This window comes from Bacteroides sp. AM54-2NS, from assembly GCF_003602935.1.
GTDB classification, from domain to species: Bacteria; Bacteroidota; Bacteroidia; order Bacteroidales; family Bacteroidaceae; genus Bacteroides; species Bacteroides xylanisolvens.
The window spans coordinates 26,484-52,636 of sequence record NZ_QTMZ01000041.1 but is presented as its reverse complement, the minus strand read 5'-3'; the positions used below and the strand labels follow the sequence as shown (position 1 = coordinate 52,636).

Genomic DNA, 26,153 nt, shown 5'->3' with positions numbered 1-26,153 from the left:
ACAATTATGCCCTTTCAGGGCGCAAATTCAGATTGTCGTTTTTACGTAGGGCGTTGCCCTACGCTATATAATTAAGCCCTTTCAGGGCACTCCGCAAAATTATCATTTAGCTCATTTCCGTACCGAAATGAACTATAATGGATTACCGGCTTATGTAGTTAATCAAAACAAAAGAAATAAACGTTAAGCAATTTTAAAAAGACCACTTCTTTTTAGGAAAGACCTTCTAATGGCCTGTCTTTTATATGTATTTGTCGATACACAAGACTATACAAAATCAGGTAGAAAAAGTTTGAATCATTTTCTACCTCATATAGAAGTTTATGATGAAAATATCAGTTATAAATATAAATAGTTGGCTAATTAATTACTATTTTTGACACGTAAATGAAAAACAGCGAATAACCCCTATTAAAAACTTAAAATATGATGAAGAAACTACTCACAGCCACTGCTATCGGCTTGGCTTTGTTAACTTGGCACACCAGTTGTACTCAACAACCAAAGGCTCCGGAAGCCTTTACTCCTATCAAAGTAGAAACTCCTGCCCGCCCTGCCGGACAAGAAGATGTAATCCAACTCGTTACTCCTAAAATTGATACCGTACGTGTTGGTTTCATCGGCTTAGGAATGCGTGGTCCCGGCGCCGTAGCACGCTGGACTCATATTCCGGGAACTAAGATTGTAGCGTTATGCGACCTGCTTCCCGAACGTGTTGAAAAATCACAAGAAATTTTGAAGAATGCCGGACTCCCTGCAGCTGCTTCTTACAGCGGAGAGGAAGATGCATGGAAAAAACTTTGCGAGCGGGATGATATTGATCTTGTATACATAGCTACAGACTGGAAGCATCATACTGCAATGGGTGTCTATGCCATGGAACATGGCAAGCATGTAGCCATCGAAGTTCCTGCCGCTATGACATTGGATGAAATCTGGCAGTTAATCAACACTTCTGAAAAGACCCGCAAGCATTGTATGCAGCTCGAAAACTGTGTATATGACTTCTTTGAACTGACTTCTTTAAATATGGCACAACAGGGCGTATTCGGAGAAGTGCTTCATGTAGAAGGTTCATATATCCACAACCTGGAAGATTTCTGGCCTGAATACTGGAACAACTGGCGAATGGATTATAATCACCTGCATCGCGGTGACGTATATGCGACTCACGGTATGGGCCCCGCTTGTCAGGTACTTAATATCCACCGTGGCGACCGTATGAAAACATTGGTATCTATGGATACGAAAGCTGTCAACGGACCGGCTTACATTAAGAAACAAACAGGAGAAGAAGTGACCGATTTCCAGAATGGTGACCAGACTTCGACCTTGATTCGCACAGAAAATGGCAAAACGATGCTGATCCAGCACAATGTAATGACACCCCGCCCATACAGCCGCATGTACCAGATAGTGGGAGCCGATGGCTATGCAAGCAAATATCCGATTGAAGAATATTGCCTGCGACCTACACAAGTTGATTCTAAAGATGTGCCTAATCATGAAAATCTGAATGCACATGGCTCTGTACCCGAAAATGTAAAGAAAGCTTGATGGACAAATATAAAGATCCGATTCACATAGAGTTGGAAGAAACTGCCAAGAAAGTAGGTGGTCACGGTGGTATGGACTTTATCATGGACTACCGTCTGGCATATTGCCTGCAAAATGGATTACCATTAGATATGGACGTTTATGACCTAGCAGAGTGGTGTTGCATGGCCGAACTTACCAGACTTTCCATCGAAAACAATTCTGCTCCGGTAGAAGTTCCCGATTTCACTCGCGGCGGATGGAATAAAGTACAAGGCTATCGTCACGCTTTTGCAAAATAAAACTGAATATATCCTTTTAGCACGAACATAATGAACCAATCCGGCTTCTCCCCCAAAGCCGGATTATTCATGGGTTCGTGTTTGAACATTTTATAGATTATCATAATCACTTTTATGAAAACAGCTATTCCAAAACCTTCTAAGCAAAGCATTATCCGTGAAGCCAGAGATTATGTAATGATTGCCATCGGCATGATTTTGTATGGCATCGGTTGGACCGTTTTTCTACTTCCGAACGATATCACTACCGGGGGAGTACCAGGTATTGCTTCTATTGTATATTGGGCTACGGGTTTTCCCGTACAGTATACGTACTTCAGCATCAACTTCTTTTTATTGCTACTGGCCCTCAAATTGCTGGGGATGAAGTTTTGCATTAAAACTATTTTTGGAGTATTTACCCTCACCTTCTTTCTGTCCGTCATTCAAAAGCTGACAGCAGGTTTCGGACTCCTTCACGACCAGCCCTTTATGGCATGTGTCATTGGAGCATCCTTCTGTGGAGGTGGTATAGGGGTTGCTTTTTCGGCAAACGGAAGCACAGGAGGCACGGATATTATCGCAGCCATCATCAACAAATACCGGGACATCACATTAGGAAGAGTCGTACTCATCTGCGATATGATTATTATTTCTTCCAGTTATTTTGTCTTAAAAGACTGGGAAAAAGTGGTATATGGGTTTGTTACTCTTTATATTTGTAGCTTCGTTCTCGACCAGGTAGTGAATAGTGCCCGTCAATCCGTACAGTTCTTTATCATATCCAATAAATATGAAGAAATAGGACGGCATATCAACGAATATCCACACCGGGGAGTTACGATTATCAATGCAACCGGCTTTTATACAGGACGAGAAGTAAAGATGCTGTTCGTATTAGCCAAGAAGAGGGAATCACCTATCATCTTCCGGTTGATTAAAGATATAGACCCGAATGCATTTGTGTCACAAAGTGCTGTCATCGGAGTTTATGGAGAAGGATTCGATCATATTAAAGTAAAATAAAAAAGAAATGAAAAACCAATATTGAGAAACATGAAATTTCGACCAACCCCCAATTTATTAACAGGCATTTTCATGGGAATATTTTCCCTGACAACATTTAATGTAATGGCTGAAAAAGCCGTGAAACCCTATTGGCAGGATGTGCAGGTAGTTGAAGTCAACAAAGAGTATCCACGCACTTCTTTTATGACATACAACAATCGCGCTGATGCTTGAGTGGCAAGTTCGAACGAAGCAAGTATTACCGCTTGCTGAACGGAACCTGGAAATTCTACTTTGTAGACTCTTACAAAAAGCTTCCCGACAACATTACTGACCCGAATACAAATACAGATTCGTGGAATGATATTCAGGTACCCGGCAACTGGGAAGTACAAGGACACGGAATAGCCATCTACACCAATCATGGTTATGAATTCAAGCCGCGCAATCCGCAACCTCCGGCTCTTCCCGAAGCGAATCCGGTGGGAGTTTACCGCCGGGATATTGATATTCCGGCAGATTGGGACGGACGGGATATCTACCTGCATCTGGCAGGAGCCAAGTCCGGCGTATATGTATATATCAACGGGCAAGAAGTTGGATATAGCGAAGACTCCAAAAATCCGGCAGAGTTTCTTATTAACAACTATGTGAAGCCCGGCAAGAACGTGCTTACCGTTAAAATCTTCCGCTGGAGCACTGGTTCCTATCTGGAATGTCAGGATTTCTGGCGCATGAGCGGTATTGAACGCGATGTTTATCTGTATTCACAACCTAAAGCAGCCCTCAAAGATTTCCGGGTGAAGTCTACCCTGGATGACAGCTACAAGAATGGAATCTTCAGCTTGAATGTCGATTTGAGAAATCACGAGAAGGCAGCAACTAATCTCACATTAGTTTATGAGCTATTGGATGCACAGGGAAAAGTAATCTCTACTGAAGAGAAGACCGCCTATATCCCATCGGACGAAGTACGTACACTTTCTTTCGATAAGAAGCTGGCAGATGTCAATACATGGACATCCGAACATCCGAATCTGTACAAACTACTGATGACCGTCAAAGAGAATGGCAAAATAAATGAGATTATTCCTTTTAATGTAGGATTCCGCCGTATTGAAATCAAACCTATCGAACAAAAAGCTGCTAACGGAAAACCATACGTTTGCCTGTTCATCAATGGTCAACCACTGAAACTGAAAGGGGTAAATATCCACGAACACAACCCGTCAACAGGTCATTATGTAACAGAAGAGTTAATGCGTCGTGACTTCGAGCTTATGAAGCAACATAACCTGAACAGCGTACGCCTTTGCCACTATCCGCAAGACCGCCGTTTCTACGAACTTTGCGATGAATATGGTCTTTATGTATACGATGAAGCCAATGTCGAAAGCCACGGAATGTATTACGATCTTCGGAAGGGCGGGTCATTGGGTAACAATCCCGAATGGCTGAAACCACACATGGACCGTACCATCAATATGTTCGAACGTAACAAGAACTATCCGAGCGTCACCTTCTGGTCGCTGGGAAATGAAGCCGGAAACGGATATAATTTCTATCAGACTTACTTGTGGCTGAAAGAGGCTGACAAAGAGCTGATGAATCGTCCGGTCAACTATGAGCGTGCTCAATGGGAATGGAACTCCGATATGTATGTTCCGCAATATCCGGGTGCCAACTGGCTGGAAAATACAGGAAAGAACGGCAGCGACCGCCCTGTAGCTCCTTCCGAATATGCACACGCAATGGGAAACTCCACCGGAAACCTGTGGGGACAATGGCAGGCGATTTACAAATATCCGAACCTACAGGGTGGATATATCTGGGACTGGGTAGACCAAGGTCTTCTCCAGAAAGATGAGAATGGAAAAGAATACTGGGCTTACGGAGGTGACTTCGGTGTAGACGCGCCGAGCGATGGCAACTTCCTCTGCAACGGTCTTGTCAATCCGGATCGCGGTCCGCATCCGGCAATGGCTGAAGTGAAATATGTACATCAGAATGTAGGCTTTGAGGCAGTAGATGCCGCAGCCGGCATATTCAAAATCACCAACCGTTTCTATTTCACCAATCTGAAAAAGTATCAGATTCACTATAACGTACTCGCTAACGGAAAGACTATAAAAGGTGGAAAAGTATCTTTGGACATTGCTCCGCAGGCATCCAAAAAATTCACCATACCGGTAAACGGCTTGAAAGCCCAACCGGGAGTGGAATATTTTGTAAACTTCAGCGTGACAACCACAGAACCTGAACCGCTGATTCCAACAGGATATGAAATAGCATACGACCAGTTCCAGCTTCCTATCCAGGCAGAGAAAGCTATTTATAAAGCAAACGGTCCGGCACTGAAAACAACGACTCAAGGAGATGAGCTAATCGTTTCTTCTTCCAAAGTGAATTTTGTATTCAACAAGAATAGCGGATTAGTTACCTCGTATAAAGTGGACGGCACAGAATATTTCAAAGACGGATTTGGTATTCAGCCTAACTTCTGGCGTGCTCCTAATGATAATGATTATGGTAATGGCGCTCCTAAACGTTTACAGGTATGGAAGCAATCAAGCAAAAACTTCCACGTAACGGATGCAACCATGACAACAGAGAATAAGGTAGTTTCCTTACATGTGACCTACTTATTGGCTGCCGGCAACTTGTATGTTGTCACATACAAAATCTATCCGAACGGAGTAGTCAATGTAAATGCCAAATTCACGTCAACAGATATGCAGGCAACAGAAACTGAAGTTTCCGAAGCTACCCGCATGGCTACGTTTACTCCCGGAAGTGACGCTGCCCGCAAGGCCGCTTCCAAACTGGAAGTTCCCCGTATCGGTGTTCGTTTCCGCTTGCCGGCACAGATGAACAATGTACAATACTTTGGCCGTGGTCCGGAAGAGACTATATCGACCGTAATCATGGAACCCTCGTTGGCGTATATAAGACAACAGCAGATAAAATGTACTTCAACTATGTACGTCCACAGGAAAACGGGCATCACACCGATACCCGTTGGATCGCTTTATCTCCCACCAAAGGAAACGGCCTGGTTTTGGTAGCCGACAGTACGATCGGTTTCAATGCCTTGCGCAATTCTATCGAAGACTTTGACTCTGAAGAGGCACTGCCCCACCCTTACCAATGGAATAACTTTAGCCCGGAAGAAGTAGCCAATCATGATGAGGATGCCGCCCGTAATGTATTGCGGAGAATGCATCATGTTAATGACATCGTTCCGAGAGATTTCGTAGAGGTTTGTGTGGACATGAAGCAACAAGGTGTAGGCGGATATGACAGTTGGGGTGCACGCCCGGAACCTTTCCACCAAATCCCGGCTAATCGTGATTACCATTGGGGCTTCACATTAGTACCTGTTCGCTCGGCTAATCAGGCCAACGAAGCGGCTAAATACGATTATCGATAACCTTAGTATAAATTTTTAAAGAAAAAACCCATGAAAGATTTATCTAGCATTGTAGCTAAATTTAAAGTCCAAGGTACGATAGAAGAAATCAAACCTTTGGGTACAGGACTTATTAACGACACTTACAAAGTAAACACCAAAGAAGCAGATGCTCCCGACTACGTTTTGCAACGCATCAATCATGCCATTTTTCAGAATGTAGAGATGCTTCAATCCAATATTACCGCTGTCACCAATCATATTCGCAAGAAACTAACGGAGGCAGGAGAATCGGATATAGAACGCAAGGTTTTGAGTTTCCTCGAAACAGAAGAGGGGAAGGCATATTGGTTCGACGGTGATAACTACTGGCGTGTGATGGTATTCATCCCACGCGCCAAAACGTATGAGACGGTGAATCCCGAATATTCAAATTATGCTGGAGAAGCTTTTGGTAACTTCCAGGCTATGTTGGCCGATATTCCGGAAACATTGGGTGAAACCATACCTGATTTCCACAATATGGAGTTCCGCCTCAAACAACTACGTGAAGCCGTTGCGAAAGATGCTGCCGGACGGGTATCGGAAGTGAAATACTATCTGGACGAAATAGAGAAGCGTGCAGATGAAATGTGTAAAGCAGAACGTTTATATCGTGAAGGAAAACTCCCCAAACGTGTTTGCCACTGCGATACGAAAGTGAATAACATGATGTTCGACGAGAATGGCAAAGTGCTTTGTGTCATCGACCTGGATACGGTAATGCCCAGCTTTGTCTTCTCCGATTATGGCGATTTCCTTCGTACAGGCGCCAACACGGGTGATGAGGACGATAAAGACCTTGATCGTGTAAACTTCAATATGGAAATATTCAAAGCGTTTACCAAAGGCTATCTGAAAGGAGCCAAATCATTCCTGACTCCAATTGAGATAGAGAATCTCCCTTATGCAGCCGCTTTATTCCCATACATGCAGTGTGTACGGTTCTTGGCAGACTATATCAATGGAGATACTTATTATAAAATCAAATATCCGGAGCATAATTTGGTTCGTACTAAAGCACAATTCAAATTGCTTCAAAGCGTGGAAGCAAACACACCGGAAATGATCGCATTCATCAACGATTGCTTAAAGAATTGAGAATAGAGGAAAAAAGAGAATGGAGAATTATCTATTTGGTAAAGGCTCCATTCTTCCAATGATAAACAATCGGACGACGGAGAAATGGTTTCAGTTTCTCTGCCGTCTCCTTTGACATATAGTCAGGAGTAGTTAATGTAACAGTCAATTCTGTATTTTCTTTATTAAAATCGGCTTTCATCAATAATATATCTGCCGAACGGCGTGCCTCGTCAAACTCATAAACACCTGCTGAATCCGGCGTATTCAGAAAGTCGCCCATCACAGGAAGGGTAATAAAGAGAGATGCTGAAAGCGGTTTCCAGTCATCTGTATAGAAACGGATGCTGCTGTCGTAGGCAGGTGCACAAGCTGTAGAAACTGTACAAATCACGTTCGTCGAGTCATTCAAAGCCAACACTTTCATTTGCCAGGTAGATTGAGAAGACATCTGCATACGGATATAATCTTTACTTAGATCAGTCATCTCCGACTTCTTGCCGAAACGATTCTCTACTTGCGCTTTCATCTTACTTTCCAGGAAGTCAATACAATCTTCCCGGTTTACTTTGGTTAGTAACGGGCTTAGAGAATCCGGCATATTCACAAACAGTGTTTTGGCTTCTTGTGCCCAAAGAACGGTCGAAGCAAAGAGCCCGACAGCAGAAAAGAATATAGTGATTACAAGTTTATTTATTTTCATATCTATCTTATTTAACCTGCGACAAACAGATTTTGTGTAACTGTTTTAATTTTTAGACCCCAAATATAAGAATATCATTCCGATTAACACCAGTATAAGGTCAATCGCTTTGCTTTTTAAATTCTTTTCACGGAAGAGAAGCGCACCGAAAGTGAAAGAGACTACTACACTTCCCCGACGGACCATCGAAACGATGGAAATCATGGAATCGTCATAGCTCAATGCGTAAAAGTAAACGAAATCGGCAGCCGAAAGGAAGATAGAAATCAGGATAATCGTCCAGTCCCAGCGAAACGGGTGGTAGACTTTCTTTTAGGCCACCAAAGCAATAATAGAATAGGACACATAATAAACACCTGATAAACATTATACCAGGATTGTACCAGCATCGGATTCAGAGACTTCATCAGATACTTGTCATACAATCCGCTGATAGCACCTGTAATGGCAGCCAACACAATAAAGAATATCCATTTGTTATGTTTAAAATCAATTCCTTCTTTCTTCCCCGAACGACTTAACATAAAGAAAGAAACAATGGCCAGCATTACCCCGATCCATTGATAGAGATTCAACCGTTCGCCAAATACCAGCATCGCTCCCACGAGCACCATCACCGGACGAGTGGCGTTGATAGGTCCTACTATGGTTAAAGGCAGATGTTTCATTCCGAAATATCCGAATATCCACGAAGACAACACGATGAACGACTTGATGATGATATATTTATGCTGTTCCCAGCCAACAACGGGAACATCAAATATCGTTCCTCCCAACAGGTCCGGTTTATATACGGATATCAGGATAAACGGCAGAAAGATGAGACTGGAAAAAAATGTATTTAGAAACAAAACGGGAAGTACCGCATTATCTTTCAACGATTTCTTCTTGAATACATCATAAAAGCCCAGCAAAGTAGCCGAGAGAAATGCTAATAATAACCACATGAGAATATTTATTATTTATTATTCAAATATACTTTCGGGATATTCCACATTTACCAGAAACAGGGCTTGCCCCGGAGCAGATGTTCCGGCTTTGCAACGGTCTTGTTGTTCGATAACCCGCCGGAAGCCTTCGATAGTAAGTTTCCCCCGTCCCACTTCAATCAGCGTACCTACGATAGCTCGCACCATATTTCGCAGGAAACGGTCGGCACGGATGGTAAACACCCACGTAGCATCATCTTCCTGGGTCCATTCGGCATGAGTGATATGGCAGATATTGGTCTTTACATCCGTATGAAGTTTGCTGAAGCTCGTAAAGTCAGTGTACTCGAAAAGGGTACGTGCAGCTTCATTCATGAGTGCATAATCCAATTGATTATAAACTCGCCAACGATATTGCCGGTTAAAAGGATATTTCGATGTCGTTACATAATACTTGTAAGTTCGCGCAGTCGCATCAAAACGGGCATGCGCATCCGGCCGGACCCGGCAAACACGATAAATGGAAATATCGGGAGGTAACAAACGGTTTAATTTATCGGCAACTGATATTTCATCCAACGGCTCATCGAAGTCAAAATGAGCAACCATCAGGGAAGCATGTACCCCGGCATCTGTCCGACCTGCCCCTATTACTTCAATTTCGCGACGCAGAAAGGTAGACAATGCTTTCATCAGACATTCCTGCACACTAATCCCATTCGGTTGAATTTGCCAACCATGATAGTTGGTCCCGTCGTAAGCCAAATAAATAAAATACCTTTGCACGCTAATTCCTCATTTTAGGGTTTTCGCGCGCAAAATTAATCATTTTATCTCATTTATCTTTGTATAATTCACATAAACCTGTATATTTACAGAACAAAATAATCATGATTTACTAATACCCCACAATTATGAGTAGTACCATTTTCCTCATCATCGCCCTCGTCACGACAGGCATCTTTCTTATTCAATTCGTATTATCCATCTTTTTCGGAGATATAGATGCAGATGTAGACGTGGATGCTGATATCAGTAGCGTAGTTTCTTTTAAAGGACTTACCCATTTCGGAATTGGATTCGGATGGTACATGTATCTGGCGGGAAACACGGAAATTCAAAGTTACATAATCGGTATTCTAGTGGGTCTTTTCTTTGTTTTTGCCGTCTGGTTCCTCTATAAGAAAGCTTATCAACTGCAACAAGTGAACCACAACGAGCAAACCGATCAGCTTGTGGGACGGGAATGTGTGATCTATTTCAAACAAAGCGACAGCAAATATACTGTACAGACCACCCGGGACGGAGCCATGCGCGAAGTAGACGTCATCTCCGAATCCGGAAAAGCATATCAGACTGGCGACAGAACAATGATTACCAGCTACAAAGACGGAACGCTATTCATTCAATAATTATTCAAATACACAATTTTATGACACAAGAAATGTTAATCATGGCTGCTATATTAGTGGCAGTCATCCTACTCACTTTTATTGGTATCCTTTCGCGTTACCGCAAATGTAAGAGTGATGAAGTCCTCGTTGTATATGGTAAAACGGGAGGAGATAAGAAGTCGGCAAAGCTATATCATGGTGGTGCGGCTTTTGTATGGCCGATTATTCAGGGATACGAATTCCTGTCCATGAAACCAATGCAGATCGAATGTAAACTGACCGGTGCATTATCCGCTCAAAACATTCGTGTAGACGTGCCGACTACAATCACTGTAGCTATCAGCACCGATCCTGAAGTGATGCAAAACGCTGCTGAACGTATGCTGGGATTAACAATGGATGACAAGCAGAACTTAATTACTGATGTTGTATATGGTCAGATGCGTATGGTGATCGCCGATATGACTATCGAAGAATTAAATTCAGACCGAGATAAGTTCCTGGCTAAAGTGAAAGATAACATCGATACCGAACTTCGCAAATTCGGTTTGTATCTGATGAACATCAACATCAGTGACATTCGCGACGCTGCCAACTACATTGTCAACTTAGGTAAGGAAGCTGAAAGTAAAGCACTGAACGAAGCACAGGCTAACATCGAAGAACAGGAAAAGCTGGGTGCTATCAAAATTGCCAACCAGATAAAGGAACGTGAAACGAAAGTAGCAGAAACCCGCAAAGATCAGGATATTGCTATTGCAGAAACCAAAAAACTACAGGAAATCTCCGTTGCAAATGCAGATAAGGCAGAATCTCACAAGTAGCCATTGCCAACGCAGAAAAAGAATCACAAGTAGCAAAGGCTGAAGCTGAAAAGAATATCCGTATCGAGCAGGCAAATACAGAAAAAGAAAGCCGTGTTGCCGAACTAAACTCGGATATGGAAATCAAACAGGCGGAAGCTGCCAAGAAAGCTGCCATCGGACGAAATGACGCACAGAAAGAGGTAGCACTTTCCAATGCGGAACTAGCTGTAACACAAGCCAATGCCGATAAGCAGGCAGGTGAAGCTGCCGCAAAATCGGAAGCTGCCGTACAAACTGCACGCGAAATTGCGCAAAAGGAAGTGGAAGAAGCTAAGGCACGGAAAGTGGAATCTTCATTGAAGGCTGAAAAGATTGTTCCTGCGGAAATCGCCAGACAGGAAGCTATCCTTCAGGCAAATGCCATCGCTGAAAAGATTACCCGCGAAGCGGAAGCACGCGCAAAGGCTACTTTAGCACAAGCCGAAGCGGAAGCAAAAGCTATCCAAATGAAACTGGAAGCAGAAGCGGAAGGTAAGAAACGGTCATTACTTGCTGAAGCGGAAGGTTTCGAAGCAATGGTAAGAGCAGCCGAATCGAATCCGGCTATCGCTATCCAATATAAGATGGTAGACCAGTGGAAGGAAATCGCCGGCGAACAGGTAAAGGCGTTCGAACACATGAACTTAGGAAATATCACTGTTTTCGACGGAGGAAACGGAGGTACAAGCAACTTCCTGAACACATTGGTGAAAACGGTAGCTCCAAGTCTCGGTGTATTGGATAAATTGCCTATCGGTGAAACAGTGAAAGGTATTATCAATCCGGAAAGCAAAACGGAGGAAAAGCCTGCAACAAAAGCTGACGAGAAAAAAGATAAGAAATAGTTGTAATCCGACATAATATACGCTGATGAGAAAAGAATGATTACTTGTTCTCATCAGCGTTTGTTTTTATATAATTCAAATAAATCTTTGAATATTCCAGATTTATTACGTTCTTTGTGTTACATAAAATATGTAACGTAAAATATGTAATAAGTCATGAAGCCATACAATCCATTCCTTGTATACGGTTACAACAGTCCCGAATACTTTTGCGATCGGGAGAAAGAAACTGATAAAATGATTTCAGCTTTACTAAATGAACGTAACCTGACCTTAATATCCCCCCGACGCATGGGAAAGACGGGACTTATCAAAAATGTATTCTATCGAATGAAGCGGGAAAATAATCCGAATGCTGCCTATTTTTATATGGACATTTACTCCACACGTGATTTAAAAGCATTCATCCAGTTACTTGCTCAAAATGTACTTGGAGAATTAGATACTCTATCCCAAAACATACTCCGGCAAATGACTGCTTTCTTCAAATCTTGCCGTCCTATTATCAGTGCTGACGAAAGAAGTGGTATGCTTACCGTAACATTAGACTTTGCTCCCACCCACGCTGAACAAACATTGAAAGAAATACTCAATTATATGGTAGCCTCAAAGAAACAATGTTATCTTGCCATTGATGAATTCCAACAAATTACAGAATATCCGGAAAAAGGTGTAGAAGCATTGCTCCGCTCTCATATCCAATTCATGCCCAATGTACATTTTATCTTTTCCGGAAGTAAAAAGCATGTAATGGAGGAAATGTTTACTTCTGCAAAACGTCCTTTTTATCAAAGTACCCAAATCATTGTATTAACGGAAATCCCACTGGAGAATTATTATTCGTTCGCACACTCATTCTTTGCTAAGGAAAAAAGAGAATTGACACTAGAAACATTTTCTTATTTGTACCAACTTGAAAACGGACACACATGGTACGTCCAAAGTATACTCAACCGATTGTATGAAAAGAAAATCAACCCCATTGATAACCGACTGGTAGATAGATGTATAAACGACATTTTAGATGAACAGGAAACCATATATCAAAGTAACCTGACTCTACTAACCAACAACCAAGTAGATTTATTGAAAGCTATTGCCACAGAAGGCTGTATAAAAAACATAAATGCCAATGACTTCATCAAAAAGCATCATTTAAAAACGCCCAGCAGCGTTAACGTGGCACTAAAATCCTTACTGAATAAAGAACTGATATATAATACACCAGATGGGTATATTGTCTATGACCGTTTTTTCGGAAAATGGCTGAAAGATGCAGTAATCTAATACGCACTAGAAATGATTTCGCGAATCATTTCTCATGTTCTCATACTTCACATGATAATTATCTGTAATTCAAAGCAATAGCACTATGAGAAATACTTTTTAGAAAGGTGTTTCTCATAGTATTTTGCCTGAAATGTCATAAAAAACCGGTATTTCTCATACTTTCATCATGCATTTCTCATACCGGAACTGCTATATAATACCTACATAATAAATGTCAACCCAACCCGAAGATAAAAAAAAGGCAGCCAACTATTATCAGGGTATTACAGCCCCCGGTAGTCCCACATATTGTGGGAAAAGATTCCCTAGCTGGAGAGAATTTATTCCCTCATTTTGAGGGAATAAATTCCCATAATATAAGAGAATACTTTCCCACAATATATGGGATTACCGGAACTAACGGATATACTTACCCAAGATCATAGTATTCGATATATTCATCATATTGAGGCGTTTCTGTAACTCCCCTCTTTCGAAAAAGTTCTTGTATATACTTTTGTTCCTTTGGTTTAATCAACCGTTCTTTATTGCAACAACGATAATAGATCGTTTTGCCGAAGTAGGCTATCATCTGTCGCTTGATAACGGTGGCATCAGCAAGCGGCACCCGATCCAGCAAATGTTTCATTCCCCGTGCAAACAACACCGGCTTTTCATCAATAAAGTAAGTACAGTCTTCACCATCGGAGGTGACATGTTCGGGATTAATAACCATTACAGCAGCCCGCTCTTTCGGCATTCGGAGAGTTACTTGTCGTCGCAGACATTTGTCCGCACGCAAACAATGTCCATTCAAGCAATGAGCGAAGCTAACGGGCATAGAATTGTAATCGAAATCTGTTTTCATGTGTGTTATGTTTAGTGGAAAAGTGGCCTATTTTTATAAACCGCTACAAATGTATGAAAATAGCTGGAGGACAAGAAATAAATACACTATTTACTTCAACACATTGATAAAATCTTTATATTTGCCTCCAACATCAATACAGGAACTTATAAAACTATATCTCTCCTGCAAAACTATAAAACAGAATAATCATGAAGACAAAACATTTACCTGGAGCACTACTGTCATTTCTCTATACAATTATCTTTTTTAGCTGTGGAAATAACGATGAAAAAAAGATATATTCTTTATCCTTCGAAAAAGAGTATTACGAACGACCTTTGTTAGGAACAACCAATATCACCATCACAGGTGGAAACAGGGACTACACCGTAACTGTAGAAAAAACTGACATTTTAAATATAGATGTAGATTTGTCCAGTTCGATAGGAATGGGAAGCTTAAGGGTCACCCCAAAAAAGAAAGGAGAAACAAAGGTGAAAGTAAAAGATAATATCACCAACGAAACAGTTGATTTAAGAATTAAAATAACAGACAGCTATTTGGCGTACGCTATAGAAAAAAGTAATCATCCGGCACTTTCCAATGGCACTGTAGTTTATCTGATTAACAATGAAGCTAAAGAATGCTATTTTTTCCGTTATATTGAGTTTAGAGACGAACTATCTCACACTCCAATAGCAAAAGGAACATACGACTTTTTCACCAAGTTAGAAAGCGGTTCCGGCAACTCGTCTCCTACATACGCCATACCTTATTTAACATTAAATTATACATCTGACGAACAAGAAAATTTCACGGATGCATCAGTTCCCCCCACCCCTCACAAATTAAGATTTGAGCTATACGATGGGGTTACGAGTGCAAATGCTGTCCTAAATCTTATATCAAGATTTCTAGGTGTAGATTGGAAAGAACTTGTAGAAAAAGCTCTTACCAGAAGCGAACATACAATAGTACCCACACTAAAAACAACAATTGACAATACAGATTATACCATAATAGGTATATTAAATACCTATCCTGAAATACCAGAGAATATTTTGGAATAACCTCAAAAGTATGGAATTGAAAATAATGCAAAGCATGGAACGTATGAAAAAATAGCGTATATTTGCGAGCAAAAAATATAAAATGACTATTTATAGCTTCGCATATTACCGCTATTTTTACTAGTTATTGGGCTTACAACGCTTACTTCGGGCTGCAAAAAGAAAGACATGTCGCTGAAACTGAATGAGCCACGCAATATTCGTGGCGTCGTCAGCTATAAACGTTCTTTCCCTGATTTGAATGACGCACATCTGGAAGTAGCCAAAAAGATAGGTATCCGTCCATTGGCAGACCGGGAAGCAGCAGAAGATATGAAAGAAAAGCTAACTCATATTACCGACAATGAGTTTTATGTAGTAGATTCACTGACACACTCTATCCCCTATCTCGTACCGCGTGCCAGTGCACTGCTCGATACAATCGGTTCCAATTTCCTCGATTCATTGGCAGCCAAAGGTCTAAACCCCAACCAGGTAATTATTACTTCCGTACTGCGTACCGAAAACGATGTGAAACGCCTCCGCCGTCGCAACGGAAATGCTTCCGCCAACTCGGCACACTGCTTTGGAGCCACCTTTGATGTCAGTTGGAAACGTTTCAAAAAGGTAGAAGACAAGGATGGAAGACCGTTACAGGATGTAAGTGCCGATACACTGAAACTTGTCTTGTCCGAGGTTTTAAGAGACCTGCGACAAGCTGAAAAATGCTACATCAAATATGAATTGAAGCAAGGATGTTTCCATATCACCGCCCGATAAATACCTTTTTTCAAAATCTTTGACTAGCATATCATAAAACCTTCAAGGTAAATTTTGTGTTAAGATGGAAAACAGCTATCTTTGTATGAATCCAACGCTAAAAGAATCAGATTATGAGCAAGCTATATCCTATCGGCATACAGAATTTTGAAAGTCTCCGTAACGATGGTTATCTCTATGTAGATAAAACCAGACTCATTTACCAATTAGTAAAAACCGGCCGTTACTATTTTCTTAGCCGTCCCCGCCGCTTTGGGAAGAGTCTGCTTATATCTACTCTTGAAGCATACTATCAGGGAAAGAAAGAACTATTCGAAGGATTGGCTATCGAACAACTGGAAAAAGACTGGATCAAACACCCGATATTACACCTTGATTTAAATATCGAGAAATATGATACTCCCGAAAGTCTGGACCAAATACTCAATGACAATCTGGAACATTGGGAAAGCCTGTATGGCACACGCCCGTCGGAAGTTTCCTTTTCTTTACGCTTTGCAGGCATCATACAGCGGGCTTACGAACAGACCGGGCAACGTGTCGTTATCCTTGTAGACGAATATGACAAACCTATGCTGCAAGCTATCGGAAACGAAGAACTGCAAAAATATTACCGAAACACACTAAAGCCTTTCTATGGAGCATTAAAGAGTAAAGACGGATGCATCAAACTCGGATTCCTTACAGGTGTCACCAAATTCGGAAAAGTCAGTGTATTCAGCGACCTGAACAATCTGATTGATATTTCAATGGATGAACAGTACGTGGAACTCTGCGGCATCACAGAGAAAGAAATCCACGACAATATGGAAGAAGACTTGCATATCTTGGCTGATAAGCAAAAAATGACTTATGAGGAGGTATGCTCCGAACTGAAAGAATGTTATGATGGTTATCATTTCGTAGAAAACTCCATAGGAATATACAACCCATTCAGTTTGCTCAACACATTCTATAAGATGAAATTCGGTAGTTACTGGTTTGAGACCGGCACCCCGACTTATCTGGTAGAATTACTAAAGAAATCCAATTACAATCTCCAACGTATCACGCATGAAGAAACGGATGCAGATGTACTGAACAGCATTGATTCGACGTCCCGAAATCCTATTCCGGTCATCTATCAAAGTGGATATCTTACTATCAAAGGATTCGACAAAGAGTTTGGAACTTATCGCCTGGGATTTCCCAATCGGGAAGTAGAAGAAGGTTTTGTTAAATATCTTCTTCCATTCTACACAAACATAGATGCTATCGAGTCACCATTCCAAATTCGTAAATTTGTAGCCGAAGTACGAAGCGGTGATTATGATGCCTTTTTCCGCCGCCTGCAAAGTTTCTTTGCCGATACACCTTACGAATTGGTACGCGATTTGGAACTACATTATCAAAATGTACTCTTCATCGTATTTAAACTCATTGGATTCTATGTAAAAGCAAAGTATCATACCTCACAAGGACGCATTGACCTCGTCCTGCAAACCGATCATTTCATCTATGTAATGGAATTCAAGCTGGAGGGAACCGCCGAAGAAGCTCTGCAACAAATCAATGACAAACATTATGCACAAGCATTTGCTGCCGACAAGCGACAAATATTTAAAATAGGCATTAATTTCAGTAATGAAACAAGAAACATCGAAAAGTGGATAGTAGAAGATTTGCAGTAAAATTCACCTCCAAACAATCAGAGAATCCAAAACGTTTGATTAAATTTGCAGAAATTTTTCTTTAATACAACTTAATGATAGAGAAGCTGATTGTTCTTGAGGACATTGATCCGGTTATTTTTTACGGTGTAAACAACGCCAACATACAGTTAATTAAAGCTTTATATCCAAAGCTACGCATAGTTGCCCGAGGCAATGTCATCAAAGTGCTGGGCGACGAGGAGGAAATGTGTGCCTTCGAAGAAATATCACCAAACTTGAGAAGTACTGCGCCGAATATAATTCACTGAAAGAAGAAGTCATCATTGACATTATAAAAGGAAATGCTCCGCAAGCGGAACAGACAGGAAACGTGATTGTGTTCAGCGTCACGGGCAAGCCTATCATCCCCCGAAGCGAAAACCAGTTGAAACTGGTAGAAGGATTCGCCAAGAATGATATGGTATTCGCCATCGGTCCGGCAGGTTCGGGAAAAACATACACCGCTATTGCCCTTGCCGTGCGTGCATTGAAAAACAAAGAAATCAAAAAAATCATTCTTAGCCGCCCCGCCGTAGAAGCCGGAGAAAAACTTGGTTTCCTGCCCGGCGACATGAAAGATAAGATCGATCCATACCTACAACCTTTATATGACGCCTTGCAGGATATGATACCTGCCGCCAAGTTAAAGGAATACATGGAATTGAACATTATCCAGATTGCCCCGTTAGCCTTTATGCGCGGACGTACGCTGAATGATGCAGTCGTTATATTGGACGAAGCCCAGAATACTACCGCACAACAAATCAAAATGTTCCTCACCCGTATGGGTATGAACACCAAAATGATTGTGACGGGAGACATGACACAGATTGACCTTCCCGCTTCACAAACATCGGGATTGGTGCAAGCCCTCCGCATCTTGAAGGGAGTGAAAGGGATCAGTTTTGTTGAACTGAATAAGAAAGATATTGTACGCCATAAACTGGTGGAACGTATCGTGGATGCTTACGAAAAGTTCGATAAAGAAGCGAAAGCCGAACGGAACGGTTCACCACAGAGGACACAGAGTACACAGAGGATTTAATCCAAATATATCAATCAAGACTCTGTGTACTCCGCGTCCTCCGTGGTGAAATTAAAGAAAGAAGCATAATTTTAATATATATATCATTATGAAAGCATTAACAAAAACAGATTTCAACTTTCCGGGACAGAAAAGTGTGTACCACGGAAAAGTGCGCGATGTGTACAACATCAACGGCGAAAAACTCGTCATGGTAGCAACCGACCGTATTTCGGCCTTTGACGTAGTACTACCTGAAGGTATTCCTTACAAAGGACAAATGCTGAACCAGATTGCAGCTAAATTCCTCGATGCCACTACTGACATCTGTCCGAACTGGAAAATGGCTACTCCGGACCCAATGGTGACAGTGGGTGTGTTATGTGAAGGTTTTCCGGTGGAAATGATTGTACGTGGTTACCTGTGCGGTAGCGCATGGCGGGCTTACAAAAGCGGTGTACGCGAAATATGCGGCGTGAAATTGCCGGACGGAATGCGCGAAAACCAAAAATTCCCCGAACCGATCGTCACTCCGACTACGAAAGCAGAAATGGGATTGCACGACGAAGACATCTCTAAAGAAGAAATCCTGAAACAGGGATTGGCTACTCCGGAAGAGTATGAAATCCTCGAAAAATATACATTAGCCCTTTTCAAACGCGGTACTGAAATCGCAGCAGAACGCGGACTGATTCTCGTAGATACAAAATACGAATTCGGCAAGCACAACGGTACTATCTACCTGATGGACGAAATCCACACTCCCGATTCAAGCCGTTATTTCTATGCTGAAGGTTATCAGGAACGTTTCGAAAAAGGCGAACCACAGAAACAACTTTCTAAAGAGTTCGTTCGCGAATGGTTGATGGAAAACGGTTTCCAGGGCAAAGACGGTCAGAAAGTGCCTGAAATGACTCCGGCTATCGTACAAAGCATCAGTGACCGTTACATCGAATTGTTCGAAAACATCACCGGTGAGAAGTTTGTGAAAGAAGATACCACCAACATCGCTGAACGTATATTCAAAAACGTTGAAACGTTCTTGAATCGTTGATAGTCAACAAATGACAGATAATAAATGATAGTTGACAGATAATGAATGACAGTTCGTATGCAATTCATCGCATATAACTTCAACCTTAATTATTATCCGCCAACTATCATTTATCAACTATCATCTTCCAACTATCATTTATCAACTATCAATTAAAAAGAATGGACTACCCACAACAACATATCAAGCCTTACGACGAAGAAGGAAAAAAGACCGAGCAAGTGGAACGAATGTTCGACAACATCGCGCATGCATACGATAAGCTGAACCATACCTTATCTTTAGGTATCGACCGCAGCTGGCGCAAAAAAGCGATTGCCTGGTTACGCCCTTTCCAACCGCAGCGTATGATGGACGTAGCTACCGGCACAGGAGATTTTGCTATCCTCGCCTGCCGCAAACTACAGCCTGCCGAACTGATCGGGACGGACATCTCGGAAGGCATGATGAATGTGGGACGTGAAAAAGTAAAAAAGGAAGGACTGTCGGACAAGATCTCTTTTGCCCGGGAGGACTGTACTTCACTCTCTTTTGCCGACAATGATTTTGACGCCATCACCGTAGCTTTCGGTATCCGCAACTTCGAAGACCTCGACAAAGGACTCTCCGAAATGTGCCGTGTATTGAAACCGGGCGGTCATCTTGTGATTCTGGAACTTACCACTCCGGACCGTTTCCCGATGAAACAGTTATTTTCCATCTACTCTAAAGTCGTCATTCCATTATTGGGCAAACTGCTCTCCAAAGATAACAGTGCCTACCGCTATCTGCCGGATACCATCAAAGTATTTCCTCAAGGGGAAGTGATGAAAGGAGTCATCGCCCGAGCCGGATTTAGCGAAGTCAACTTCAAACGGCTGACCTTTGGCATCTGCACTCTTTATACCGCAACAAAATAGCAATTCATTGTGAATGATTAATTTAACCCTTATTATATTATGGAAAAATATGGTTTAATCGGCTATCCTCTGCGACATTCATTTTCTATCGGATACTTTAATGAGAAGTTCAAATCCGAAGGAATCAATGCAGAGTATGTGAATTTCGAGATTCCCAGTATCAATAACTTCATGGAAGTGATCGAAGAGAATCCCAACCTGTGCGGGCTCAATGTCACCATCCCTTACAAAGAACAAGTGATTCCTTTTCTGGATGAACTCGATCGTGACACCGCAAAGATAGGCGCAGTCAATGTGATTAAAATCATTCGCCAGCCAAAAGGAAAAGTCAAGTTGGTGGGTTACAACTCCGATATCATTGGATTCACTCAATCTATCCAGCCCTTGTTGCAGCCTCATCACAAGAAAGCGTTGATTTTGGGTACCGGCGGAGCTTCCAAAGCTGTCTACCACGGTCTGAAGAATCTAGGTATCGAAAGCATCTTCGTATCGCGCACCCACAAAGCCGACGATATGCTGACTTATGAAGAACTGACTCCCGAAATTATGGCAGAATACACAGTCATTGTCAATTGTACCCCCGTAGGAATGTTTCCTAAGGTAGATTTCTGCCCTAATATCCCTTATGAACTTCTGACACCAAACCATTTGCTCTACGATTTGTTATATAATCCGAACGTTACGCTGTTCATGAAAAAAGGAGAAGCACAAGGGGCTGTTGTGAAAAACGGTCTGGAAATGCTCCTGCTTCAGGCATTTGCCGCCTGGGAGATATGGCATAAATAAGGGTTAGAGAGAAGTTTTTATGAGGAGAAAAGTAGTATATAGCATCATTTTTATCATGCTGGCATTGACCGGCTGCACCATCGGAGGAAGTTTTTATATGTTAAACTTCTCATTGACTCCGAATGGCAAAATTTTGTCTAAAGATGCTGACTCTTATCCTTTTATGTATAAAAACTACCCTTTCTTGCGTCCATGGGTGGATAGTCTGAAACAAGTGGATGCACTGAAAGACACTTTCATTATTAACCCGCACGGAATACAACTGCATGCTTATTATGTGGCTGCTCCCCAACCTACCAGCAAGACCGCAGTCATTGTACACGGGTATACGGATAATGCTATCCGCATGTTTATGATCGGTTATCTGTATAATCGTGATTTAGGATATAATATATTACTTCCTGACCTGCAACATCAGGGAGAAAGTGAAGGCCCTGCCATTCAAATGGGCTGGAAAGACCGTTGGGACGTGTTGCAATGGATGAACATCGCCAATGAAATCTTCGGAGACAGCACGCAAATGGTTGTACACGGAATTTCAATGGGAGGTGCCACCACCATGATGGTATCTGGTGAGGAACAAAAGCCATTTGTCAAATGCTTTGTAGAAGATTGCGGTTACACCAGTGTATGGGATGAATTCTCACACGAGTTGAAAACAAGTTCCATCTTCCTCCTTTTCCACTCATGTACACCACAAGCTGGCTTTGCGAGAAGAAATATGGATGGAATTTCAAAGAAGCTTCTTCACTGAAACAGGTAGCCAAATCACAACTTCCAATGTTATTTATCCACGGGGACAAAGACACGTATGTGCCTACCTGGATGGTATACCCGCTTTACGAAGCCAAACCGGAGCCCAAGGAACTATGGATTGTGCCGGGAGCCGCTCATGCCGTTTCATACCAAGAGAATAAACAGGAGTACACCGACCGAGTCCGTGCATTCGTCGGACGATACATCCATTAAACCTATTATAACAAGGAGTTTTAGATTCATAACAGAAAAAGTTTCTATATTTGCAAAGATAAAACAAGCGTTATGAAATCAATATTAACTTTTATACTAGCAACTTTTCTTCTGTTCCCACTACAAGCTCAAGAGAAAGTATACACGGTGGACAACCTTCCGAAAGTTCACCTGCAAAACAAAATGCAATATGTTTGCAACCCGGCAGGAATACTTTCACAGGCTGCTTGTGACAGTATAGACTCCATGCTTTATGCCTTGGAACAACAAACAGGAATTGAAACAGTGGTTGCCGTAGTTCCCTCAATTGGAGAAGAAGATTGTTTCGACTTCTGTCATCAGCTGCTTAATAAATGGGGTGTAGGAAAAAAAGGCAAAAACAATGGATTGGTCATTTTATTAGTCACCGATCAACGCTGTATACAGTTCTATACCGGTTATGGCCTGGAAGGAGTACTTCCTGATGCTATCTGCAAAAGGATTCAAACAAGGTATATGATTCCTTACCTCAAAGATGGGAATTGGGATGCAGGAATGGTGGCTGGTCTAAAAGCGACTTGCCAGCGGCTCGACGGTTCGATGGAAAATGATGCTCTCTCCGATTCGAATGACGGTGGTTCTTTTGATTTTATTCTTGCTATCCTTTGTTTTATCGCCATTGGCGGAGGTCTTGCTTTCTTTTCGGCACGCAAACAAAGTCGCTGTCCGAATTGCGGTAAACATCAATTGCAGAGAAGCGGAAGCAGAGTCGTATCCCGGATTAATGGAGTGAAGACCGAAGATGTCACCTATACATGTAGAAACTGCGGACATACCATCATACGCCGCCAGCAAAGTTATGACAATGATTACCATCACCGGGGCGGCGGCGGAGGCGGTCCGTTCATTGGTGGTTTTGGCGGAGGCAGAGGTGGTTTCGGAGGCGGAGGCGGTTTCGGTGGAGGCAGCTTTGGCGGAGGAATGGGCGGAGGCGGTGGTGCCGGTTCTCGTTTCTAAAATAAATGTTATCCAATGCCCTAGTTTCGAAATAAATTAGTAACTTTACCTAATGACTAAGACAGAAGAAAATGAAAGAGAATAAAGAATATCAAGAAAAAAAAGAACAAGAAAAAGTTGTCCATGAGCCAACTGGTTCTTACGGTATGGACACCATCACCATGAGACAGAAAATTATGGAACGAGTTATGTTAATGGAAGAAAATCAGCTCAAAGAAATGCTTCGATTCTCCAACGAATTGGAACAAAAATCATGGTTATTACCACATACTCAAGAAGAATTAGAGATCGCAATCAATAGAGGTATGGAGGATGTCAAGGCAGGAAGAATTGTTTCACATGAGGATGTTCTCAAATATTATATGAAATGACAAATATTGTTTGGACTCAATCGGCTTTGCAAACGCTAGAATTAGTTTATTTACAAACATTACAATATACAAAAAACGAACGTATAGCTGCTAAATTACATAATAAACTTATCAAAGAAGCAGAGATGCTTAGAACTTTCCCAAATGCGGGAAACATTCTAAATACTTCAGAAAGAGTTACACTCTGTTACAGAGCATTAGTAGTAGACACTAATTATAAACTTATTTATTACGTTGATGCTAATAAGGATGTAATCATTGTGACAGTTTGGGACGTTCGTCAAAACCCTGATAAATTAACAAAAACTATAGAATAATTAGAAACATGAAGAAGTCAATTATTATCATCTTAGCCGTTGTGGTTATCCTTGTTATATGGGCAGTAAGTGTATATAACGGTCTGGTTACTATGGACGAGAATGTAAGTGGTCAATGGGCAAATGTAGAAACTCAATATCAACGTCGTGCCGACCTGATTCCTAACTTGGTAAACACAGTGAAAGGATATGCGACACATGAAAAGGAAACATTGGAAGGAGTTGTTGCCGCACGTAGCCAGGCTACTCAAATCAAAGTAGATGCTGCCGACCTGACACCGGAAAAGCTGGCGCAATATCAAAAAGCACAAGGTGCTGTAACATCAGCATTGGGCAAGTTATTAGCCATCACCGAGAATTATCCGGACCTGAAAGCTAACCAGAACTTCCTGGAACTTCAAGCTCAACTGGAAGGAACGGAAAATCGTATCAATGTAGCACGCAAAAACTTCAATGATGCTGCACAAGCTTATAACACCAATATCCGCCGTTTCCCGAAGAATATCTTTGCAGGAATGTTCGGCTTCGATAAGAAAGCATATTTTGAAGCAGAAGAAGGAAGCGAGAAAGCTCCGAAGGTAGAATTCTAAAAAAGATTTGATTTACCCAAAAAGATACTTGATATCATCTGAGATATTTATCTCGGCATTTTTTCATTAGATAAAACACTTCTATATTAAGAGTTAAATTCATAGTAATGAAAACTATGAATTTAACTCTTAATTTTCTATTATTCTTCTCCTTTTCAATAGAATATCCCAAAGTATAAAAGTTAATGATTAACATTTACTAGTACCTAGTTGGCTGTACCAAAAAAAAAGCTGTACTTTTGCAGCCGTATACAAAATAATTCTATAACTCATGAGTAATCAACGATACATGATGCGTGGAGTAAGCGCATCAAAAGAAGATGTGCACAACGCCATCAAGAACATCGACAAAGGAATCTTCCCGAAAGCATTCTGTAAAATTATTCCCGATATATTGGGAGGTGACCCGGAATATTGCAACATTATGCATGCCGATGGTGCCGGAACCAAATCATCTCTTGCTTATATGTACTGGAAAGAAACGGGTGACTTATCCGTTTGGAAAGGTATTGCACAGGATGCATTGATTATGAATATCGACGACCTCCTTTGTGTAGGTGCCGTAGACAATATCCTTGTTTCATCTACTATTGGACGTAACAAACTGTTGATTCCCGGAGAAGTAATCTCCGCCATCATCAACGGAACAGACGAATTGCTGGCCGAACTCCGTGAAATGGGTGTAGGCGTATATGCAACCGGTGGTGAAACTGCTGATGTCGGCGATTTGGTACGTACCATCATCGTTGACTCTACCGTAACTTGCCGCATGAAACGTTCAGACGTTATCGACAATGCCAATATTCGTCCGGGTGACGTGATCGTTGGTCTGGCTTCTTACGGACAAGCTACTTACGAGAAAGAATACAATGGCGGTATGGGCAGTAATGGTTTAACAAGTGCCCGCCACGACGTATTCGGAAAATATCTTGCTGAAAAATATCCGGAAAGCTATGATGCTGCAGTTCCTGAAGAGTTAGTTTATTCCGGTAAATTAAAACTAACAGACAGCGTGGAAGATTCTCCAATTAATGCAGGTAAGTTAGTACTCTCTCCTACTCGTACATACGCACCGGTAGTCAAAAAATTGCTTGATGCATTGCGTCCGGAAATCCACGGAATGGTACACTGCTCCGGTGGTGCACAAACTAAAGTTCTGCATTTTGTAGAAAACGTACGCGTAGTAAAAGATAATCTTTTCCCTGTTCCTCCTTTATTCAAAACGATCCAGGAACAAAGCGGTACGGACTGGGCAGAAATGTACAAGGTATTCAATATGGGACATCGTCTTGAAGTCTACCTGTCACCGGAACATGCAGAAAAAGTGATAGCTATCTCCGAGTCATTCGGTATCCCGGCACAGATTGTAGGACGTGTTGAAGCATGCGAGCAAACAGAATTAATCATTAAGAGCGAATTCGGAGAATTTAGATATTAAA

The 26,153-nt window shown here is 41.7% G+C and carries 19 protein-coding genes and 6 pseudogenes; 21 read left to right on the top strand and 4 right to left on the bottom strand.

Annotation, left to right across the window (positions count from 1 at the left end):
• Positions 1–429: 429 nt before the first annotated feature.
• The 5 genes and pseudogenes from DXA05_RS20215 to DXA05_RS20200 all read left to right on the top strand — a co-directional run bounded on the left by DXA05_RS20215 (position 430) and on the right by DXA05_RS20200 (position 7,374).
• Positions 430–1,838 (top strand): annotated as a pseudogene (locus DXA05_RS20215) (Gfo/Idh/MocA family oxidoreductase).
• A 114-nt stretch (positions 1,839–1,952) separates the two neighbouring features.
• On the top strand, positions 1,953–2,843 hold the full coding sequence (locus DXA05_RS20210; RefSeq protein WP_015532437.1) for a YitT family protein: 891 nt from the start codon (positions 1,953–1,955) through the stop codon (positions 2,841–2,843).
• A gap of 72 nt (positions 2,844–2,915) precedes the next feature.
• On the top strand, positions 2,916–3,059 hold the full coding sequence (locus DXA05_RS28445; protein ID WP_347812616.1) for a hypothetical protein: 144 nt from the start codon (positions 2,916–2,918) through the stop codon (positions 3,057–3,059).
• Positions 3,056–6,255: pseudogene (locus DXA05_RS20205) on the top strand (glycoside hydrolase family 2 TIM barrel-domain containing protein). Before DXA05_RS28445 ends, DXA05_RS20205 begins: the two are co-directional and overlap by 4 nt.
• 30 nt (positions 6,256–6,285) lie before the next feature.
• Positions 6,286–7,374 carry an aminoglycoside phosphotransferase family protein gene (locus DXA05_RS20200; protein WP_128859552.1) on the top strand — a complete coding sequence of 363 codons (1,089 nt, stop codon included), beginning with the start codon at positions 6,286–6,288 and terminating at the stop codon, positions 7,372–7,374.
• 31 nt (positions 7,375–7,405) lie between these two features.
• Here the strand turns inward: DXA05_RS20200 and DXA05_RS20195 are convergent, their stop codons facing one another.
• The 3 genes and pseudogenes from DXA05_RS20195 to truA form a co-directional block, all read right to left on the bottom strand.
• Positions 7,406–8,056, bottom strand: a complete 651-nt coding sequence (locus DXA05_RS20195) for a DUF3256 family protein (protein ID WP_128859551.1) — start codon at positions 8,054–8,056, stop codon at positions 7,406–7,408.
• A 45-nt stretch (positions 8,057–8,101) separates the two neighbouring features.
• A pseudogene (locus DXA05_RS20190) lies at positions 8,102–9,003 on the bottom strand (DMT family transporter).
• Positions 9,004–9,021: 18 nt separating this feature from the next.
• Positions 9,022–9,771, bottom strand: a complete 750-nt coding sequence (gene truA / locus DXA05_RS20185) for a tRNA pseudouridine(38-40) synthase TruA (RefSeq protein WP_120143704.1) — start codon at positions 9,769–9,771, stop codon at positions 9,022–9,024.
• A 128-nt stretch (positions 9,772–9,899) separates the two neighbouring features.
• On the opposite strand from truA, the gene DXA05_RS20180 reads away from it, so the two are divergent.
• The 3 genes and pseudogenes from DXA05_RS20180 to DXA05_RS20170 all read left to right on the top strand — a co-directional run bounded on the left by DXA05_RS20180 (position 9,900) and on the right by DXA05_RS20170 (position 13,356).
• On the top strand, positions 9,900–10,397 hold the full coding sequence (locus tag DXA05_RS20180; protein ID WP_008020827.1) for a hypothetical protein: 498 nt from the start codon (positions 9,900–9,902) through the stop codon (positions 10,395–10,397).
• Between the two features lie 20 nt (positions 10,398–10,417).
• A pseudogene (locus DXA05_RS20175) lies at positions 10,418–12,069 on the top strand (SPFH domain-containing protein).
• Positions 12,070–12,225: 156 nt separating this feature from the next.
• The gene (locus DXA05_RS20170) at positions 12,226–13,356 is read left to right on the top strand and encodes an ATP-binding protein (protein ID WP_128859550.1); all 1,131 of its coding nucleotides are present in this window, start codon (positions 12,226–12,228) and stop codon (positions 13,354–13,356) included.
• Positions 13,357–13,768: 412 nt separating this feature from the next.
• On the opposite strand, the gene DXA05_RS20165 is transcribed toward DXA05_RS20170, so the two are convergent.
• A complete protein-coding gene (locus DXA05_RS20165; RefSeq protein WP_008020821.1) occupies positions 13,769–14,206 on the bottom strand; it encodes a DUF6078 family protein in 438 nt (145 codons plus the stop codon).
• Positions 14,207–14,397: 191 nt separating this feature from the next.
• Between DXA05_RS20165 and DXA05_RS20160 the strand changes: the two genes are divergently transcribed.
• The 13 genes and pseudogenes from DXA05_RS20160 (at position 14,398) to DXA05_RS20100 (ending at position 26,152) form a co-directional block, all read left to right on the top strand.
• Positions 14,398–15,258: a hypothetical protein gene (locus DXA05_RS20160; RefSeq protein ID WP_004315676.1), complete on the top strand. Its 861-nt coding sequence runs from the start codon at positions 14,398–14,400 to the stop codon at positions 15,256–15,258.
• A gap of 168 nt (positions 15,259–15,426) precedes the next feature.
• Positions 15,427–16,017 carry a DUF5715 family protein gene (locus tag DXA05_RS20155; protein ID WP_004315677.1) on the top strand — a complete coding sequence of 197 codons (591 nt, stop codon included), beginning with the start codon at positions 15,427–15,429 and terminating at the stop codon, positions 16,015–16,017.
• 113 nt (positions 16,018–16,130) lie between these two features.
• Entirely contained in the window at positions 16,131–17,687 is a 1,557-nt protein-coding gene (locus DXA05_RS20150; protein WP_165861538.1) for an ATP-binding protein, read from the top strand.
• 74 nt (positions 17,688–17,761) lie between these two features.
• Positions 17,762–18,753, top strand: a pseudogene (locus DXA05_RS20145) (PhoH family protein).
• 88 nt (positions 18,754–18,841) lie between these two features.
• Positions 18,842–19,786, top strand: a complete 945-nt coding sequence (locus tag DXA05_RS20140) for a phosphoribosylaminoimidazolesuccinocarboxamide synthase (protein WP_004315679.1) — start codon at positions 18,842–18,844, stop codon at positions 19,784–19,786.
• Between the two features lie 161 nt (positions 19,787–19,947).
• Positions 19,948–20,685, top strand: a complete 738-nt coding sequence (gene ubiE, locus DXA05_RS20135; protein WP_004315680.1) for a bifunctional demethylmenaquinone methyltransferase/2-methoxy-6-polyprenyl-1,4-benzoquinol methylase UbiE — start codon at positions 19,948–19,950, stop codon at positions 20,683–20,685.
• 39 nt (positions 20,686–20,724) lie between these two features.
• Positions 20,725–21,471 (top strand): shikimate dehydrogenase, encoded by a 747-nt coding sequence (locus DXA05_RS20130; RefSeq protein WP_004315681.1) that lies wholly within the window; start codon positions 20,725–20,727, stop codon positions 21,469–21,471.
• A 19-nt stretch (positions 21,472–21,490) separates the two neighbouring features.
• A pseudogene (locus tag DXA05_RS20125) lies at positions 21,491–22,440 on the top strand (alpha/beta hydrolase).
• A gap of 72 nt (positions 22,441–22,512) precedes the next feature.
• Positions 22,513–23,436 (top strand): TPM domain-containing protein, encoded by a 924-nt coding sequence (locus DXA05_RS20120; protein WP_004315683.1) that lies wholly within the window; start codon positions 22,513–22,515, stop codon positions 23,434–23,436.
• 71 nt (positions 23,437–23,507) lie between these two features.
• Complete coding sequence (locus DXA05_RS20115; protein ID WP_004315684.1) at positions 23,508–23,807, top strand: hypothetical protein; 300 nt, start codon at positions 23,508–23,510, stop codon at positions 23,805–23,807.
• Positions 23,804–24,124, top strand: coding sequence for a type II toxin-antitoxin system RelE/ParE family toxin (locus tag DXA05_RS20110; protein ID WP_008645477.1), 321 nt, complete (start codon positions 23,804–23,806; stop codon positions 24,122–24,124). Before DXA05_RS20115 ends, DXA05_RS20110 begins: the two co-directional genes overlap by 4 nt.
• Positions 24,125–24,132: 8 nt before the next feature.
• The gene (locus tag DXA05_RS20105) at positions 24,133–24,714 is read left to right on the top strand and encodes a LemA family protein (RefSeq protein ID WP_004315685.1); all 582 of its coding nucleotides are present in this window, start codon (positions 24,133–24,135) and stop codon (positions 24,712–24,714) included.
• Positions 24,715–24,985: 271 nt separating this feature from the next.
• The gene (locus DXA05_RS20100) at positions 24,986–26,152 is read left to right on the top strand and encodes an AIR synthase-related protein (protein ID WP_008997792.1); all 1,167 of its coding nucleotides are present in this window, start codon (positions 24,986–24,988) and stop codon (positions 26,150–26,152) included.
• Position 26,153 lies beyond the last annotated feature (1 nt).